This window comes from Streptomyces sp. NBRC 110611, assembly GCF_001590865.1.
Taxonomy (GTDB): domain Bacteria; phylum Actinomycetota; class Actinomycetes; order Streptomycetales; family Streptomycetaceae; genus Streptomyces.
In genome coordinates this window covers 819,340-835,349 of record NZ_BBUY01000002.1, presented here as the reverse complement: position 1 = coordinate 835,349, position 16,010 = coordinate 819,340, and the positions used below count along the sequence as shown (strand labels likewise).

The following is a 16,010-nucleotide window of genomic DNA, read 5'->3' as shown; positions in this document are numbered from 1 at the left end:
GGTTCCCGGGTTGCGAACAGTCGCAGCGTCGGTTGAACCAAGTTTCACTTTAATTAACTGAAGAGTGTGCTTGTTCGCTCGAACCCGATAGGGTTTCGGTGGTCATAGCGTTAGGGAAACGCCCGGTTACATTCCGAACCCGGAAGCTAAGCCTTTCCGCGCCGATGGTACTGCAGGGGGGACCCTGTGGGAGAGTAGGACGCCGCCGAACAATCTTTCCAGGACCCCTGGTCCCAGCGTGCATGCTGGGACCAGGGGTCCTTTTGTTGTTTTGAAACAAGCACCGCCCGAAGCGCGCCGAACCGTTCGGTGCGTGAGAATGAATGCAGTACCGAAGACAGGAGTCACGTCGATGTCCACCAACTCTTCCGACGATCGTTCGGAGCGCCGGCCGCAGCGGCGTGACGACGGCGACCGCGGTGGTTTCCGGCGTGATGACCGGGGACCGCGTCGCGACAGCCGTGGTGGCGACCGGGGCGAGCGCGGCGGCTTCCGTCGCGATGAGCGGGCCGGCGGCGGACGCGGGGGCTTCCGTCGCGATGACCGCGACCGTTCCTACGGCGGTGACCGCTCCCATGGCGGTGACCGTTCCTACGGTGGTGACCGCGGCGACCGCGGGGGGTTCCGTGGTGGTGACCGTCGTGACGAGCGGGGCGGGGAGCGTTCCTCGTTCCGGCGTGATGACCGGTCGTTCGGTGGCGGTCGTGGTGAGCGCGGCGGCTACCGGCGGGATGACCGTGGGGGCGAGCAGCGGGGCGGGTTCCGGCGCGACGACCGCGGTGGTGAGCGCCGCGACGACCGGCGCGACGACCGCGGTGGCGAGCGCGGTGGGTTCCGCAGGGATGACCGTTTCTCCGGCCGTGATCGTGGCGAGCGGGGCGGGTTCCGTCGCGACGACCGGCGTGACGATCGACGCGACGACCGGCGTGATGACAGGCGTGATGACCGGCGTGATGACCGGGGTGGTTTCCGTCGGGATGATGAGCGTGGTGGCTTCCGTCGGGACGAGCGCCGGTATGAGCGACGGGATGACCGGCGTGACGAACGGCGTGACGAGCGGCCTTCGTTCCGGCGGGATGACCGTGGGGGCGAGCAGCGGGGCGGTTTCCGGCGCGACGACCGCGGTGGCGACCGCGGTGGCGAGCGCGGCGGGTTCCGGCGCGACGACCGTGGCGGTGAGCGCGGCGGCGGCCGTGGCGGATTCCGGCGGGACGACCGGGGGCCGCGTCGGGATGACCGCGGTGGGTTCCGGCGGGATGACCGCGGGGGATTCCGGCGCGATGACGAGCGTGGCGGGCGACGTCCGTACGGCGGTGGCCGTGGGCGGGACGACCGTCGCGAGGAGCGGCGGGACCGGGAGCCGATCAAGCGGCTGCCGATTCCGGAGGACGTCACCGGTGAGGAGATCGACAAGGACGTGCGGCAGGAGCTGATGAGCCTGCCGAAGACGCTTGCCGAGGATGTCGCCAAGAACCTGGTGATGGTCGCCAGGATGCTGGACGAGGACCCGCAGAAGGCGTACGGGTACTCGCGGGTGGCGCTGCGGCTGGCGTCCAGGGTCGCGGCGGTGCGCGAGGCGGCGGGCTTCGCGGCGTACGCGGCCGGTAAGTACAGCGAGGCGCTCGCCGAGTTCCGGGCGGCGCGGCGGATGACCGGCGGTGTGGAGCTGTGGCCCGTCATGGCGGACTGCGAGCGCGGTCTGGGCCGGCCGGAGAAGGCGCTGGCGATGGCCGGTGAGCCCGAGGTGCAGAAGCTGGACCGGGCCGGTCAGGTCGAGATGCGGCTGGTCGCGGCGGGTGCCCGTCGGGACATGGGGCAGGCGGACGCGGCGGTGGTGACGCTGCAGAGCCCGGAGCTGGCGTCGAGCGCCGTGCACCCGTGGACGGCGCGGCTGCGGTACGCGTACGCCGACGCCCTGCTGGAGGTCGGGCGCGAGGACGAGGCGCGTGACTGGTTCGCCCGGGCGCTGGAGGCGGACCAGGGCGGTACGACGGATGCCTCGGACCGGCTCGCGGAGCTGGACGGTGTGGAGTTCACCGATGCGCTGGAGGACGCCGAGGACGCCGGGGACGTCAACGAGGCCGATGTGATCGATGAGGTCGTGGACGTCGATGCTTCAGATGCCCCGGATGGTGCAGATGACGCCGCAGTTGACGCCGCGGAGGGGGAGCGGCCCGAGAAGGGCTAGGCCGGGCCCCGGCAGACAATGACGGAGGGCGGGATCCCGAGGGGGTCCCGCTCTCCGTCATGTGCGGGGAGTGTCAGGCGCCCCGGCCACCCGTCGGCGCGTAACGGGCGATGGGGTTGCGGAGGGTGCCGATGAGCTGGAGGGCGCCCGCCGGGTCCTGGAGGTCGACCATCTGCTGGTTGTTCCGCAGCTGGAGGCGGTTGAGGCAGGAGAGCGCGAACTCGTCGGTGAACATGTCGTACTGGGCGAACTTGCCGGCGAGGTGCGGGTGCGACGTCTGGTAGTCGGTGACGCACTCGGCGACCGTGCGCCAGAAGGTGTCCTCGTCGAGGACGCCGCGGTCGGCGAGGGTGCCGGACAGGAAGCGGAAGAAGCAGTCGAAGACGTCGGTGAAGACGGAGAGGAGTTTCTTGTCCTCGGGGACGTCGGCGCGGATGCGGGCTACGGCGGGGGGCAGGGCCGCGTCCGTGGGGGCACCTCCCTGGTCCTTAAGACCTTGGGGGACCATGACGGCGATCTCCTCGGCGATGTCCTTGAAGATCACGCGGGCTACGGCGCCCTCTTCGATGACCAGGATGGCGTTCTCGCCGTGCGGCATGAAGACCAGGTCGTAGGCGTAGAAGGAGTGCAGGACGGGCGTGAGGTACGCGTCGAGGTAGCGGCGGAGCCAGACGGCGGGCTCCAGGCCGGACTCCTCGATGAGGGCGGCGGCGAGGGAGCCGCCGTCGCGGTCGGTGTGGAGGAGCGCGGCCATGGTGGCCAGGCGCTGGCCCGGCTCCAGGGTGGGGACGGGGCTCTCCCGCCACAGGGCGGCGAGCATCTTCAGGTACGGGGAGCCCTTGTCGGTGGCGGCCTCGTATTGGCGGTGGTGGTAGCCGATCGCGGCGCGCTCGCGGATGATCGAGAAACGGGCGGCCCGGAAGGTGTCGTCCGCGTCGATCAGGCGGCCCAGCCAGTCGTTGATGGCGGGGGTGGCCTCCATGTACGCGGCGGAGAGGCCGCGCATGAAGCCCATGTTGAGGACCGAGAGGGCCGTTTTGACGTAGTGCTTCGTGGGGGCGGTGGCGTTGAAGAAGGTGCGGATGGACTGCTGGGCGAGGTACGCGTCGTCACCGGGGCCCAGGCACACCAGGTGCTGCTGGGCGACCTCGGCGGCGAAGGTGACGGAGAGCTTGTTCCACCACTGCCAGGGATGCGTGGGAAGGAAGTAGTAGTCGTCGGGGTCGAGGCCGCGGGCGGTGAGGGTGGTGGTGAAGCGGGCGCGGGTGGCCTCGGGGAGTTCGTCGCGGATCAGGGTGTCGTAGTCGAGACCGTCGCCGGCGGTGAAGGTGGCGCGGTCGCGGCGGGCGGCGAGCCAGATCAGTGTCAGCGGGCTGGCGGTCTCGGGGGCGTAGGAGTGGTACTCGTGGATGCCGAAGCCGAGGCGGCCGTTGTTGGCGACGAAGCAGGGGTGGCCCTCGGTCATCCCCGCTTCGATGTCCTGGAAGCCGGAGGTGGCGAGCTCGGCGGCGGTGGGCCGGTCCTGGCTGAGTTTGTAGGCGGTGCCGGAGAGGGTGGAGCTGATCTCCTCCAGGTAGACCGGGAGGATCCCGTCGCCGAGGCCCAGGGCGTCGCGGAGTTCGATGAAGAACTCCAGGGCGTCCAGGGGGAGTTCGGTGCCGTCGCGGTGGCGGGTGATGCTGTCGGCGTCGACCTGCCAGTGGTCGAGGGTCTGGCGGCGGGCGGCGAAGCGGTATTCGGTGCTGCCGTCGTCGCTGCGTACGCAGTAGTGGCCGTCCTGCGGCAGGCGCCTGGGGGTGAGCAGCCGCTCATGGGCGAACTCGGCGAGGGCCTTGCGGATCAGCAGGCGGTTGGCGTGGGCCCACATGCGGGGGGTGAGGTGGGCGACGGCGTCCTGGGCGGTCGGCCGGGTGCCGGCGGTCATCGGTTCTCTCCTGGGGTGGCCGGGAAGGCTCGCGCCGCGGGCGGCCAGGAACTGGTCGCGGGTGCAGGTGCTGAGCAGGGCTTGCTTGGACGGCAGGTCGACGGTGCGCCGGACCTCGAAGCCGACGGCCTTGTTGAGGGCGTGGACGGCGGTGTTGAGGGCGTCTGGTTCGACCACGACGCGGCGGTGGGCCGGGTCGGCGAAGAGCGCCTCCATGACGGTGGTGAGCACGGCGCGGGTGAAGCCGTGGAGGGGGGTGTCGGTGGGGGCGCACAGGAAGTGCATGCCGACGTCGCCGGGTTCGGCGGGGTGGATGCCGACCAGTTCGCGGTGGGCGGGGTCGTAGCGCTCCATCAGGAAGGCGGGGGTGCCGTTGTGCAGGCCGAGGAAGGCATCGTGGTAGGGGTCGGCGGCGATCCGCGCGAACTCCTTCTCGACCTCGGCGGGGTCGCAGTCCTGCATCAGCCAGAAGACGGCTTTGGGGTGGGTGACCCAGGAGTGCAGGAGTGCGGCGTCGGCGGCGGGGTCCACCGGCCGCAGGGAGAACTCCCCCAGCTCGGGGTCGGTACGGCTGAAGAGCGGGGTGGTCATGCGGATATCTCCGTGGGGTGGTGCGGGCCGGCCGGGGCGGCGAACTCCTGGAAGGCGATGGCCTTTTCGACCGGGTAGTACTCGCGGCCGAGCAGCTCGCGGACGATGCACGCGTTGCGGTACGCGGCCATGCCGAGGTCGGGGGTGACGAAGCCGTGGGTGTGCAGCTCGGCGTTCTGCACGAAGATGCCGTGGCCGGTGGTGTCGATGCTGTAGTTGCGGGCCACGTCGTAGCGGCCGGCGTCGTCCCAGGCGATCCGGTCGCGTACGGGGGTGAGGAAGTCCGGTACGCGGTAGCGGTAGCCGGTGGCGAGGACCAGGCCCTGGGTGTCGAGGGTGAAGTCGGTGCCCTGTTCCTCCTGGCGCAGGCCCAGGGTGTAGGTGCCGGTGGCCTCGTCGTAACGGGCGGTGTGCAGCGCGGTGTTGGTGAGGAGGCGGGTGGGGACCGGGCCGCCCAGGTTCTTCTGGTAGAGCAGGTCGAAGATATCGTTGATCAGCGCGGAGTCGATGCCCTTGTAGAGGTGCTTCTGGGCCGCGTTGAGCCGGTCGCGGGTGGCCGGGGGGAGGGCGTGGAAGTAGTCCACGTACTCCGGCGAGGTCATCTCCAGGGTGAGCTTGGTGTACTCGAGGGGGAAGAAGCGCGGGGAGCGGGTGGCCCAGGTGAGGTGGTAGCCGTGGGTGTCGATGTCGGTCAGGAGGTCGAAGTAGATCTCCGCGGCGCTCTGCCCGCTGCCGACGAGGGTGATGGACTCCTTGGCCTGGAGGGCGGCCTTGGCGTCCAGGTAGTCGCTGTTGTGCAGCAGGTCGCCGCCCAGGTCCCGGCAGGCGTCGGGGAGGTACGGCGGGGTGCCGGTGCCGAGGACGAGTTTGCGGGCGCGGAAGGTCCTGCGTTCGCCGTCGTGCTCGGCGTGGACGGTGTAGAGCTCCTCGTGCTCGTCGTACTCGACGTCGCTGACGTGGTGGGAGAAACGGACGGTGCCGAGTCTGCCGGCCGCCCAGCGGCAGTAGTCGTTGAACTCGGCGCGCAGCGGATAGAAGTTCTCGCGGATGTAGAACGAGTAGATCCGGCCCGATTCCTTGAGGTAGTTGAGGAAGGAGAAGGGCGAGGTGGGGTCGGCGAGGGTGACCAGGTCGGCCATGAAGGGCACCTGGAGGTGGCTGCTCTCCAGCATCATGCCGGGGTGCCAGTCGAAGGACGCGCGTTCGTCCAGGAACAGGCCGTTCAGGTCGTCGATCGGCTCGGTGAGGCAGGCCAGGCCCAGGTTGAACGGGCCGAGGCCGATGGCGATGAAGTCGTACGGGGAGGAGGGGTGCGGGGCGGACACAGGGGGCTCCGGGAGGGGGTTGTTCGCTGGCGGAGGGTCACGCGCTGAGCGCGGGCTGCTGCTGCGCGGCGAGGAAGGTGCCGGCGTGTTCGGCGATCAGGTCGAGGACGGTGGCGATGTCCTCGAGGGTGGTCTCCGGGTTGAGCAGGGTGAACTTGAGGTAGTGGCGGCCGTCGACCTTGGTGCCGGCGACGATCGCGTCACCGGAGGCGAACAGCGCCTCGCGGGCGTGCAGGTTGACCCGGTCGGTGAGTGCGGGGTCCAGGGCCTGTGCCGGGCCGGTCCCGGGGACGTAGCGGAAGACCAGGGTGCTCAGCTGCGGTTCGACGACGACCTCGAAGCGGGGGTCGTCATGGAGGAGTTTCCAGGCGTCCGCGGCGCGGTCGATGACCTCGTCGAAGAGTTCGCCGACGCCCTGGGCGCCCATGACGCGCAGGGTGAGCCAGAGCTTGAGGGCGTCGAAGCGGCGGGTGGTCTGGATCGACTTGTCGACCTGGTTGGGGATGCGGCGCTCGGCCATCCGGCGCGGGTTGAGGTAGTCCGCGTGGTAGGTGACGTGCCGCAGCGTCGCGCGGTCGCGGACCAGGATGGCGCTCGAACTGACCGGCTGGAAGAAGGACTTGTGGTAGTCGACGGTCACCGAGTCGGCGCGCTCGATACCGGTGAGCAGGCCGCGGCGGCGGGAGACGAGCAGGCCGCAGCCGTAGGCGGCGTCGACGTGCATCCAGGCGCCGTAGCGGGCGCACAGGTCGGCGGTCTCGGGCAGCGGGTCGATGGAGCCGAAGTCGGTGGTGCCGGCGGTGGCGACGACGGCCATGGGTATCAGGCCGTCGGCGTGGCAGCGGGCCAGGGCGTCGGCCAGGGCGTCGGCGCGCATCCGCTTGTGCTCGTCGGCGGGGACGGCGATGACGGCCTCGGCGCCCATGCCGAGCAGGGTGGCGGACTTGCGGATGCTGAAGTGGCTGCACTCGGAGGTGAGGATGCGCAGCCGGGGCAGGACGTCGGTGAGCCGGGCGTCGGAGGCACCGTCGCGGGCCAGTTCGCGGCGGCAGGCCTCGTCGCGGGCGAGCAGCATGGCCTGGAGGTTGGACTGGCTGCCGCCGCTGGTGAAGATGCCGTCGGCCCGCTCGCCGAGGCCGATCCGGCCGGCGGTCCAGTCGATCAGCCGGCGCTCGATGAGGGTGCCGCCGGCGCTCTGGTCCCAGGTGTCCAGGGAGGAGTTGACCGCGGAGAGCACCGCCTCGCCGACGAGGGCGGGGATCACCACCGGGCAGTTGAGGTGGGCGAGGTAGCGCGGGTGGTGGAAGTAGACGGCGTCGCGGAGGTAGACGTCCTCGAGTTCGTCGAGCGCGGCGGTGGCGTCGTGGAGCGGGGTGTCGAGGTCGACGGCGGCGACCGTGGGGGTGAGGCCGTCGACGGAGATGCCGGTGAACGGGCGGGCGGTGCCGGCGATCCGGTCGCTGATCCGTTTGACGCTCTCGGTGACCGCGGTGCGGTAGTGCGGGGCCGTGCCGTTGGTGAGCAGGTGTGTCCGGCTGTCGGCCGGGTCCTCGGCGGAGTGCGCGAGGAGACTCATGAAGGTGTCCTCCCTGGTGCGGAGTTGACCACGTCCTGTGCCGGGCGGAGAGCGCGCGGAGTGCACAGGGCAGGGGGACCGCCCCGGCGACGTGGTGAGGTAAGCCTAACCTAACCACGCGCCGAGTCGGGCCGGGGCCTGACGGGCGGGCCCCAGGGGAGGGTGAGTTGTCGGATTCGTCGCCCGCTGTCGGATGTGACCGCCAGTTGCCGGATCAGTCGTCAGCTGCCGGATCAGTCGTCAGCTGCCGGATCAGCCGTCAGCTGCCGGGCTCGTCCAGGGTGCGCAGGACGAGCCCCGTGGCCGGCTTGGGGCCGAAGGAGGTGGACTTCCGCGGCATCGTCACACCGTGCTCCGCGAGCTGACGGACCGTCTCCTCCGATGTGGCGCGCATCAGCACGGCGGTGCCGCCCTGCCGCGCGGCCTGCTCGACGGCGGCCACCGGGTGGTGCAGATAACTGATGTCGGACGGGTGGTCGGGGATGTGCCAGACCTCGTCCAGCAGGACCGAGTGCAGCACGGTGGCGTCCAGCCGCCGCCACGCCTCCGGCCGGTCGCGGCGGATCGTACGGTCCAGCAGCCCGGCGTCCGGACGGTCCAGGAGGTGGAACGTGTCCGGCTCGCCGGCCAGGACGAAGGCGGTGCCCGGGGTCTCCTCCAGCGCCTCCAGGGCGGCGGACGGCCCGCCCCGGAACGTACGGGAGCGGAAGACGGCGTCCAGGTCCGCCAGCGCCTTGGCGGGCGGCAGATGCGGCAGCACCCGGTGGATCGCCCGGACCTGCAGCGGATACCGGTCGGTGTCGACCAGCAGCACCAGGCCGGACGCCCACGGCGAGTCCGCCCCGGCGCCGGGCTGCTGCTCGTACAGCCTCTGGTAGGTCGCCCAGCGGTGGTGGCCGTCGGCGATCAGTGCCCGCCGGCGGGACAGGTCGGCGTCGATGGCGGCCAGGTCGGCGGGGCCGGTGACCGCCCACAGGCGGTGCCGGAAGCCGTCCTCCGTGGTGGTGGTGAGCAGCGGGTGCCCCTTGACCACGCGCTCGATCACCGCCGTGGCGCCGTTCGCGGCGTTCCGGCCACGGTAGGAGAGGAGCAACGGCTCGAAGTTTGCGGCCGCGGCGCGCATCAGGGCGGCCCGGTCCTCGACGACCTCCGGGATCACGTCCTCGTGCGGCAGCACCGGGCCGTCCAGGCGCAGCGCGCCGATCAGCCCGCGCTGCAGCACGTCCCCGGCCCGCTGCTCGTAGACGTACAGCGCCGGCTCCGGGTCCGGTGTCAGCACGCCCTCCGCGCGCCACCGGCGCAGGGTGTCGGCGGCCTGGCGGTGACGTGCGGCGGGGTCCGCGGTGTGCGGGAGGATCAGCCGGACGATGTTGTACGGATCGGCGGTCTCCAGATGGCGCACGCCCTCCGGCCGGACGACCACGTCGTACGGCGGAGAGGTCACGGCGGTGAGGCTGCTGACCCGGTCCGGGGCGTAGCGCAGGCCGCGGAACGGACGGAGGCGGAGGCCGTCGGTACTCGTCATTGAAGAATGCTATGCCGCGACGGAGATGAGGGAAGATCGGGGGACAGCCCGGGAGTGATGGCTGGAAAAATCGGTATGCGCGAGACGGAGCACGGTGCGCCCCGGCGGTCCGGAGCGCGCCCTGGGAACGAGGAGCGAGACGGCATGAACGAGCGGATGCACGGGCGGTCGGAAGGGACCGGGCGGCGTCGGCCCGACGGGTGTCCGAGCGCGCTGAGCGAGGCGTACGACACGGCGCTGCTGGATCTGGACGGGGTCGTCTACGCGGGCGGGCGGGCCATCGCGCACGCCGTGGAGTCGCTGACCACCGCGCGGGACGGCGGGATGCACCTGGCGTATGTGACGAACAACGCGGCCCGCACCCCGCGGACGGTCGCCGACCAGCTGACCGGCCTCGGCCTGCCGACCGGCCCGGACGACGTGATCACCTCCGCGCAGGCGGTGGCCCGGCTGATCTCCGAGCAGGTGCCCGCGGGCGCCCGGGTGCTGGCCATCGGCGGCGAGGGGCTGGTGGTGGCGCTCCGCGAACGCGGTCTGCAGCCGGTCTTCTCCGCGGACGACGACCCGGCGGCGGTGGTCCAGGGCTTCGACCCGACGCTGGACTGGGGGCGGCTGGCGGAGGCCGCGTACGCGGTGCAGCGCGGGGTGCCGTGGTTCGCGTCCAACACCGATCTGACCATCCCCAGGGAACGCGGGATCGCCCCCGGCAACGGCGCGCTGGTGGAGGTGGTCCGGACCGCGGCCGGCGGGGCGCCGCAGGTGGCCGGGAAGCCGCGGCCGCCGATGCACCGGGAGACGGTGCTGCGGACCGGCGCCCGGCGGCCGCTGGTGATCGGGGACCGGCTCGACACGGACATCGAGGGCGCGTACCACGGCGAGGTCGACGCACTGCTCGTCCTCACCGGGGTCACCACCCCCGCGGAACTGCTGGCGGCCCCGCCGCAGCACCGGCCGGCCTACGTGGACGCCGATCTGCGCGGGCTGCTCGCGCCGCAGCCCGGGGTGACCGAGGACGGCGACGGCTTCCGCTGCGGCGGCTGGCGAGCCGCCCTGGCCGGGGACACGCTCACCGTGGCGGGCGAGGGCGCGCCGCTGGACGGGCTGCGGGCGCTGTGCGCGGCGGCCTGGACGGCGGCGGGGGACGGCAGTTGCACGGCGGACGCGGGCAAGGCCCTGGCGCGGATAGGGATGGAGTAGGGAGCGGGGCGGGGGCCCGGTGCGGGTGGGGCCGGGCCCCCGCCGGGCGGGGTCGGGGGTGCTCAGTCCTCGTCGGACGGCGCCGTGCCCGCCGTCAGCTCCGCGATCAGGTCCTCCTCGGTGGCCCCGCGCCGCCAGTAGCCGGTGAACTTGACGGCCCGGCGGCCGATTCCGCGCTCGCGGACCAGGTGGCGGCGGACCGCCTTGACGGTTCCCGCCTCGCCGGCGACCCAGGCGTACGGGGTGCCCTCGGGCAGCTCGGCGGCGCGCAGCGCGTCGAGCACCGGCTCGCCGCCCGCGTGGTCCCGGACGAGCCAGGTGATGTCGGTGTCCGCGAAGGAGGGCAGCGGCTGCCGGTCGTCCTCGTGCCCGATCTCCAGCCAGACCTTGGCCCGGGTGCCGGGGGAGAGCCAGGAGAGGATGCCGGCGATGGCGGGCAGTGCCGTCTCGTCGCCGGTGAGCAGGATCCAGTCGGTGCCGGCCGGCGGGCGGAAGTCGACCCCGCCGTTGTCCTGCACCACTGGGGCGAGCACGGTCAGCCGGTCGCCGGGCCGGGCGCCGGCGGCCCACCGGGAGGCGGGCCCGCCCGCCGTCACCGAGGCATCCGGGCCGGCGCCGTGCAGCGCGAAGTCCACGTCGAACTCCCCGGTGTGCGGGCGCTGTTCGCGGATCGTGTACGACCGCATCACCGGGCGTTCGGCCGGATCCTGCACCCGCCAGGCGGCGTACCAGCCTTCGCCGGTGTCCTCGAAGACCGGCCGGTCCTGGTGGGGCTGCGGGAGGAAGAGCTTGAAGCGCTGGTCACGGCCGCCGGAGGCCAGTTCGTCCAGCCGTTCACCGGCGAAGGTGATCCGCACCATGGACGGGCCGAGCCGCCGGGAGCGGACGACGTGCACATCGAAGAAGCGGAACGGTGCGGTGGCGGGGGCGGCGGTCGTGGTCATGCGGGTACCTCCCGGAACGGTGGTGGGGGCGGGTGCCGCGGTGGAGTGCGGTGGCGGGTGCCCCACCGCGGCCGTGGAACGGGGTGTCAGCTGACCTTCCTGGCCTTCTCGATGGCCTCGGCGAGCGCCTCGATGAGCGGTGCGGAGCCCGCGTAGGAGAAGCGCGGCTCGCTGGACCACGGGGTGATCTGGTCCGCCTTGACGGCGGGCAGCTTCGCCCAGGAGGGCTTGGCGGCGAGGTCCTTGGGCTGGAGGGTGGCGGTCCGGTTGTCCAGCAGGAGTACGTCGGCCTGGTACTTGTCGGCGTTCTCCCAGCTCAGGCTCTCGAAGTAGCCGGCCTTGTCCAGGTGGTCGGGCACGATCAGGTCGACGCCGAGGGACTTGTAGTACATGAGGTCGGCGTTGATACCGGGGTTGGAGGCGTAGAAGAGGTCGGCGCTGCCGGAGCAGGCGAGCACCTTGACCGGGTGGGCCTTGGCGGCCTGGCGCAGCCGCTCGGAGGCCTTCTCGAAGCGGGCCTTGGCGTCGGTGACCTTCTTGGCCCCGAGGTCGGCGCCGAGCGCCTCCGCCAGTTCGGCGTACCGCTCGATGATCTTGACGAGCGGGGTGCGGGAGGAGGTGATGGCCACCTGCTCGGCCAGTGTGGTGATCTTGTCCTTGCTGGCCTCCGGGACGAACCACAGCTGGCCCGGCTCGTACATGTTGGTCACCAGCAGATCGGGGCGTAGGCCCGCGTACTTCTCCACGCTGAACTGGTCGTACTTGTTGCCGATGATGGTGACCTTGTCGACGTCGAGGTCACCGGCCTGCGGATCGGGCTTGCCGTCCTTGAGCTTGGTGGGTCCGAAGACGCCGACGATCTGGTCGTCGATCCCGAAGTCGTGCAGCGCGGCCGCGGTACCGGTGAAGGCGACGATGCGCTGCGGGGTGCTCTTGAGGGAGACCTTCCGCTTGCGGTCGTCGGTGAAGGACCACGGGCCGCTCCTGGCGCCGCCCTTGGCACCACCGTTGGCGCCCGCCGAGCCTTTGTCCCCGCCGCAGGCGGCGAGCAGGGCGCCGATTCCGACGGCGCCGCCCGCGGCCAGGATGCCGCGGCGGGACAGCGATACGCTTCGGGTGGTGCTCATGTGGGTGCGCTTCTCTCTGGGAGGGCCTACAGGTCCAATGTGAGGGTAGGCTAACCTAACTGTCGTGTTGGTCGACAGTCCCCCCGAAGCAACCACGGCCACGGCTCCGGCCCCGGTCCCCGCGGCGCCCCGACGGCGGCCTGTCACGCGCTCCCTGGGGCTGGTCGCCTCCGTGGCCGTGCTCGCCGTCATCGTCGTCCTCGGCATAGCCGTCGGCGCCAAGCCGATACCCCTCGACCAGGTATGGCACGGGGTGTTCCACTACACCGGCAACGACACCGACGTGGTCGTCCACGACCTGCGCATCCCCCGCACCCTGCTCGGCCTGATCGTCGGTGCCGCCCTCGGCCTCGGCGGCACGGTGATGCAGGCGCTGACCCGGAATCCCCTGGCGGACCCCGGACTTCTGGGCATCAACGCCGGCGCCTCGGCCGCGGTCGTCTCCGCCATCAGCTTCTTCGGCGTCACCTCACTGACCGGCTATGTGTGGTTCGCCTTCGCCGGCGCCGCGGCGGTCTGGGGCGCGGTGTACGTCCTGGGCGGCACCCGCGGCGCCACCCCCGTCCGGCTCGCCCTGGCCGGCACCGCGCTCACCGCCGTCCTCATCGGCTACATCAACGCCGTCAACCTGATGGACAGCGCCGCGCTGGACCGGATGCGCTTCTGGACGGTCGGTTCGCTGGCCTCCGCCACCATGCCGACGGTCACCGGGATCGCCCCGTTCCTCGCCGCCGGCGCCGTCCTCGCGCTGCTGCTCGCCCGGCCGCTGAACGCCATCGCGCTCGGCGACGACCAGGCGCGGGCACTGGGCGCCCGGCTGACCCGCACCCGGGTGCTGGCGATGCTCGCCATCACCCTGCTGTGCGGCGGGGCGACCGCCGCGTGCGGCCCGATCGTCTACGTCGGCCTGATGGTCCCGCACGCCGTACGGGCCGTCACCGGGCCCGACCTGCGCTGGATCCTGCCGTACTCCGCGGTGCTCTCACCGGTCCTGCTGCTCGGCGCGGACGTCCTGGGCCGGATCGTGGCCCGGCCCGGCGAGCTCCAGGTCGGCATCGTCACGGCCGTCATCGGCGGCCCGGTCTTCATCTATCTCGTACGCCGACGGAGGATGGCCCAGCTGTGAGTACGACCGTGAAGCCCCGGAAGTCCGCCGGTTCCGGGAAGCCGGGGAGGAAGACCGTGCAGCCCGGGAAGGGCGCCAAGCCGGTGCGGGCGGTGCGTACCGCGGGAGGGCTCTCGCTCCGGCTGGACGTCCGCGCCCTCGTCGCCGGACTGCTGCTGCTGGCCGTCGCGCTGGCCGCCGCCGTCGCGCTGATCGGCTCCGGCGACTACCCGATGACGCCGGCCGAGGTGGTCGCCACGCTGACCGGTGGCGGCGACGCCGGAGCGCAGTTCATCGTCCAGGACCTGCGGCTGCCGCGGGTCCTGGTGGGGCTGCTGGTCGGAGCCGCGTTCGGGGTCGCCGGCGCGGTCTTCCAGACCGTCTCCCGCAACCCGCTGGGCAGCCCCGATGTCCTGGGCTTCGCCCAGGGGTCCTCCGTCGGCGCGCTGGTCGCCATCGTCTTCTTCCAGGCCGACACCTTCGGGGTCGCCGCCGGCGCCATGGCCGGCGGGGTGGTCACCGGGCTCGCCATCTTCCTGCTCGCCTGGAAACGCGGCATCCACGGCTACCGCTTCGTGCTCGTCGGCATCGGGGCCAGCGCCATGCTCTACGCGATGGTGCTCTACCTGATGACCAAGGCGGACATCGTCGAGGCGACCCGGGCCACCGTCTGGATGACCGGCTCCCTCAACGGCCGTGACTGGGACCAGGTCCGGCCGCTGGCCGTGGTCTGCGCCGTCTGCCTCCCCCTGGTGCTGTGCTACGGGCGGCCGCTGCGCATGCTGGAGATGGGGGACGACTCCGCGTACGCGCTCGGCGTACGGGTCAACCGGGTCCGTATCGTCGTCCTGCTCGCCGCGGTCGTGCTGGTCGCCGCCGCCACCTCGGCGGCCGGGCCGATCTCCTTCGTGGCGCTCACCGCACCCCAGCTGGCCCGCCGCCTCACCCGGTCGCCCGGGCCCAACCTGCTGCCCGCCGCCCTCATGGGCGCCGGTCTGCTGGTCGGTGCCGACTGGGTCTCGCAGCAGCTCTTCGGCGCCGACCAGATGCCGGTGGGCGTGCTGACCGGCGTCCTCGGCGGCGGCTATCTGGTGTGGCTGCTGGCCACGGAGCGGAAAGCGGGCCGGATGTGACCCGGTATGAGATGCCACCGCCGGGTCCGACGGGCATCAGCCCGGCGCCTGCCGCACCGCAGCAGCGACACCACCACCGCAGGACAACCCCAGGAGCTTCGAAGTGAGCCGTCTCACGGCCGAGAACGTCACCCTCGCCTACGACCAGCGGGTCATCGCCGAGAACCTCACGGTCGCCGTCCCCGACCACTCCTTCACGGTCATCGTCGGCCCCAACGCCTGCGGCAAGTCCACCCTGCTGCGGGCGCTCTCGCGGATGCTCAGGCCCGCCGCGGGATCGGTGCTGCTGGACGGCTCGGCGATCTCCTCGCTCCCGGCGAAGAAGGTCGCCCGGACCCTGGGGCTGCTGCCGCAGTCCTCGACCGCGCCGGACGGGATCACCGTCGCCGACCTGGTGGCGCGCGGCCGCTACCCGCACCAGGGGCTGCTGCGGCAGTGGTCCGCCGACGACGAGCGGATCGTCCAGGAGTCGATGGCGGCGACCGGCGTCGCCCACCTCGCCGACCGCTATGTCGACGAACTGTCCGGCGGGCAGCGGCAGCGGGTGTGGATCGCGATGGCGCTCGCTCAGCAGACGCCGCTGTTCCTCCTCGACGAGCCGACGACATACCTGGACATCCAGCACCAGTTCGAGGTGCTGGACCTCTGCGCGGAGCTGCACGAGGAGCAGGGGCGGACGCTGGTCGCGGTGCTGCACGACCTCAACCAGGCCGCCCGCTACGCGACCCACCTCATCGCCATGAAGGACGGCGCGGTCGTCGCCGAGGGCGCGCCCGCCGACATCGTCACGGCGGAGCTGGTGCGGCGGGTCTTCGGGATAACCTGCCAGGTCATCGAGGACCCGGAGAGCGGTACCCCGCTGGTGGTGCCGGCGGCGCGCAAGCCGCGCCGGGCCGGGGGCCGGGCCGGGGAAGCGGACGCGGGAGACGGCGGCGGGGAGACCGGAGCGGCCGCGGACACCGGAGCGACCGGAGCGGCCGAGGCCGCCGTGGGGGCTACAGCAGCGTCCTGAGGCGCATCAGATCGCGCAGCCCGGCTTCCAGCTTGACCCGGCCGCTGCCCCACGCCCTGGCGAAGTTCAGCTGCCCGTCGACCAGGGCGACCAGGTCGTCGCCCGCCATGGCCAGCCGGATCTCGGCCTTGTACGGAGGCGGACCGGCGACGCTGGTGACGTCCCGGAGCGTGCCGTCGGCCAGCCGTCCGACGAACGTCACATCGAGGTCCGTGATGCGGCAGCTGAGCGAACGGTCGAGGGCGGCGGCGCCACGCACGCCGCCGCCGGCGGAGGACAGGTTCTGGGCCAGCCGGTCGAGCGCGGCACGGCACTGGTCGAGGGTTGCCATCGCGCCCGACGATACGCCAGGTCGGGGGCGAC

At 72.0% G+C, this 16,010-nt stretch carries 12 protein-coding genes, 1 rRNA gene and 2 pseudogenes; 7 read left to right on the top strand and 8 right to left on the bottom strand.

The genetic code is table 11. The features are described 5' to 3' along the window. Window positions 1-94 precede the first annotated feature (94 nt). The 3 genes and pseudogenes from rrf (at window position 95) to AZE13_RS37475 (ending at window position 2,188) form a co-directional block, all read left to right on the top strand. Window positions 95-211, top strand: a 5S ribosomal RNA gene (gene rrf / locus AZE13_RS08180). Window positions 212-319: 108 nt separating this feature from the next. Beyond that, window positions 320-1,354, top strand: a pseudogene (locus AZE13_RS37480) (hypothetical protein); the annotation flags it as partial. Window positions 1,355-1,372: 18 nt separating this feature from the next. Continuing rightward, window positions 1,373-2,188 carry a tetratricopeptide repeat protein gene (locus AZE13_RS37475; protein WP_220127565.1) on the top strand — a complete coding sequence of 272 codons (816 nt, stop codon included), beginning with the start codon at window positions 1,373-1,375 and terminating at the stop codon, window positions 2,186-2,188. Window positions 2,189-2,261: 73 nt separating this feature from the next. Here the strand turns inward: AZE13_RS37475 and AZE13_RS08165 are convergent, their stop codons facing one another. The 5 genes and pseudogenes from AZE13_RS08165 to AZE13_RS08150 form a co-directional block, all read right to left on the bottom strand. Continuing rightward, window positions 2,262-4,112 carry an IucA/IucC family protein gene (locus AZE13_RS08165; protein WP_258527649.1) on the bottom strand — a complete coding sequence of 617 codons (1,851 nt, stop codon included), beginning with the start codon at window positions 4,110-4,112 and terminating at the stop codon, window positions 2,262-2,264. A gap of 105 nt (window positions 4,113-4,217) precedes the next feature. After that, window positions 4,218-4,703 (bottom strand): annotated as a pseudogene (locus AZE13_RS37885) (GNAT family N-acetyltransferase); the annotation flags it as partial. After that, window positions 4,700-6,028 (bottom strand): lysine N(6)-hydroxylase/L-ornithine N(5)-oxygenase family protein, encoded by a 1,329-nt coding sequence (locus AZE13_RS08160; protein WP_066928416.1) that lies wholly within the window; start codon window positions 6,026-6,028, stop codon window positions 4,700-4,702. The pseudogene AZE13_RS37885 and the gene AZE13_RS08160, both read right to left, overlap by 4 nt. 37 nt (window positions 6,029-6,065) lie before the next feature. Continuing rightward, window positions 6,066-7,604, bottom strand: coding sequence for a pyridoxal phosphate-dependent decarboxylase family protein (locus tag AZE13_RS08155; protein WP_066928414.1), 1,539 nt, complete (start codon window positions 7,602-7,604; stop codon window positions 6,066-6,068). A 259-nt stretch (window positions 7,605-7,863) separates the two neighbouring features. After that, entirely contained in the window at window positions 7,864-9,129 is a 1,266-nt protein-coding gene (locus AZE13_RS08150) for a DUF1015 family protein (protein ID WP_066928412.1), read from the bottom strand. Between the two features lie 144 nt (window positions 9,130-9,273). On the opposite strand from AZE13_RS08150, the gene AZE13_RS08145 reads away from it, so the two are divergent. Beyond that, the gene (locus AZE13_RS08145; RefSeq protein WP_398780113.1) at window positions 9,274-10,326 is read left to right on the top strand and encodes an HAD-IIA family hydrolase; all 1,053 of its coding nucleotides are present in this window, start codon (window positions 9,274-9,276) and stop codon (window positions 10,324-10,326) included. Window positions 10,327-10,388: 62 nt separating this feature from the next. On the opposite strand, the gene AZE13_RS08140 is transcribed toward AZE13_RS08145, so the two are convergent. Further along, on the bottom strand, window positions 10,389-11,270 hold the full coding sequence (locus AZE13_RS08140) for a siderophore-interacting protein (protein ID WP_066928409.1): 882 nt from the start codon (window positions 11,268-11,270) through the stop codon (window positions 10,389-10,391). Window positions 11,271-11,356: 86 nt separating this feature from the next. Then, the gene (locus tag AZE13_RS08135; protein ID WP_066928407.1) at window positions 11,357-12,397 is read right to left on the bottom strand and encodes an ABC transporter substrate-binding protein; all 1,041 of its coding nucleotides are present in this window, start codon (window positions 12,395-12,397) and stop codon (window positions 11,357-11,359) included. 67 nt (window positions 12,398-12,464) lie between these two features. Between AZE13_RS08135 and AZE13_RS08130 the strand changes: the two genes are divergently transcribed. The 3 genes from AZE13_RS08130 to AZE13_RS08120 all read left to right on the top strand — a co-directional run bounded on the left by AZE13_RS08130 (window position 12,465) and on the right by AZE13_RS08120 (window position 15,647). Beyond that, window positions 12,465-13,523 carry an iron chelate uptake ABC transporter family permease subunit gene (locus AZE13_RS08130; RefSeq protein ID WP_079123794.1) on the top strand — a complete coding sequence of 353 codons (1,059 nt, stop codon included), beginning with the start codon at window positions 12,465-12,467 and terminating at the stop codon, window positions 13,521-13,523. After that, window positions 13,520-14,635, top strand: coding sequence for an iron chelate uptake ABC transporter family permease subunit (locus tag AZE13_RS08125; RefSeq protein ID WP_066928400.1), 1,116 nt, complete (start codon window positions 13,520-13,522; stop codon window positions 14,633-14,635). The genes AZE13_RS08130 and AZE13_RS08125 overlap by 4 nt, the downstream gene beginning before the upstream one ends. A 103-nt stretch (window positions 14,636-14,738) precedes the next feature. Next, window positions 14,739-15,647, top strand: a complete 909-nt coding sequence (locus tag AZE13_RS08120; protein ID WP_066928398.1) for an ABC transporter ATP-binding protein — start codon at window positions 14,739-14,741, stop codon at window positions 15,645-15,647. On the opposite strand, the gene AZE13_RS08115 is transcribed toward AZE13_RS08120, so the two are convergent. After that, window positions 15,631-15,978 carry an SCP2 sterol-binding domain-containing protein gene (locus AZE13_RS08115; RefSeq protein WP_066928396.1) on the bottom strand — a complete coding sequence of 116 codons (348 nt, stop codon included), beginning with the start codon at window positions 15,976-15,978 and terminating at the stop codon, window positions 15,631-15,633. The two genes, AZE13_RS08120 and AZE13_RS08115, sit on opposite strands and share 17 nt — an antisense overlap. Window positions 15,979-16,010 lie beyond the last annotated feature (32 nt).

Coding starts and splice junctions, on each gene's coding strand:
- AZE13_RS08135 (WP_066928407.1), bottom strand. CDS start 12,397: ATGAGCACCACCCGAAGCGTATCGCTGTCCCGCCGCGGCATCCTGGCC.
- AZE13_RS08155 (WP_066928414.1), bottom strand. CDS start 7,604: ATGAGTCTCCTCGCGCACTCCGCCGAGGACCCGGCCGACAGCCGGACA.
- AZE13_RS08145 (WP_398780113.1), top strand. CDS start 9,274: ATGAACGAGCGGATGCACGGGCGGTCGGAAGGGACCGGGCGGCGTCGG.
- AZE13_RS08115 (WP_066928396.1), bottom strand. CDS start 15,978: ATGGCAACCCTCGACCAGTGCCGTGCCGCGCTCGACCGGCTGGCCCAG.
- AZE13_RS08150 (WP_066928412.1), bottom strand. CDS start 9,129: ATGACGAGTACCGACGGCCTCCGCCTCCGTCCGTTCCGCGGCCTGCGC.
- AZE13_RS08140 (WP_066928409.1), bottom strand. CDS start 11,270: ATGACCACGACCGCCGCCCCCGCCACCGCACCGTTCCGCTTCTTCGAT.
- AZE13_RS08165 (WP_258527649.1), bottom strand. CDS start 4,112: ATGACCGCCGGCACCCGGCCGACCGCCCAGGACGCCGTCGCCCACCTC.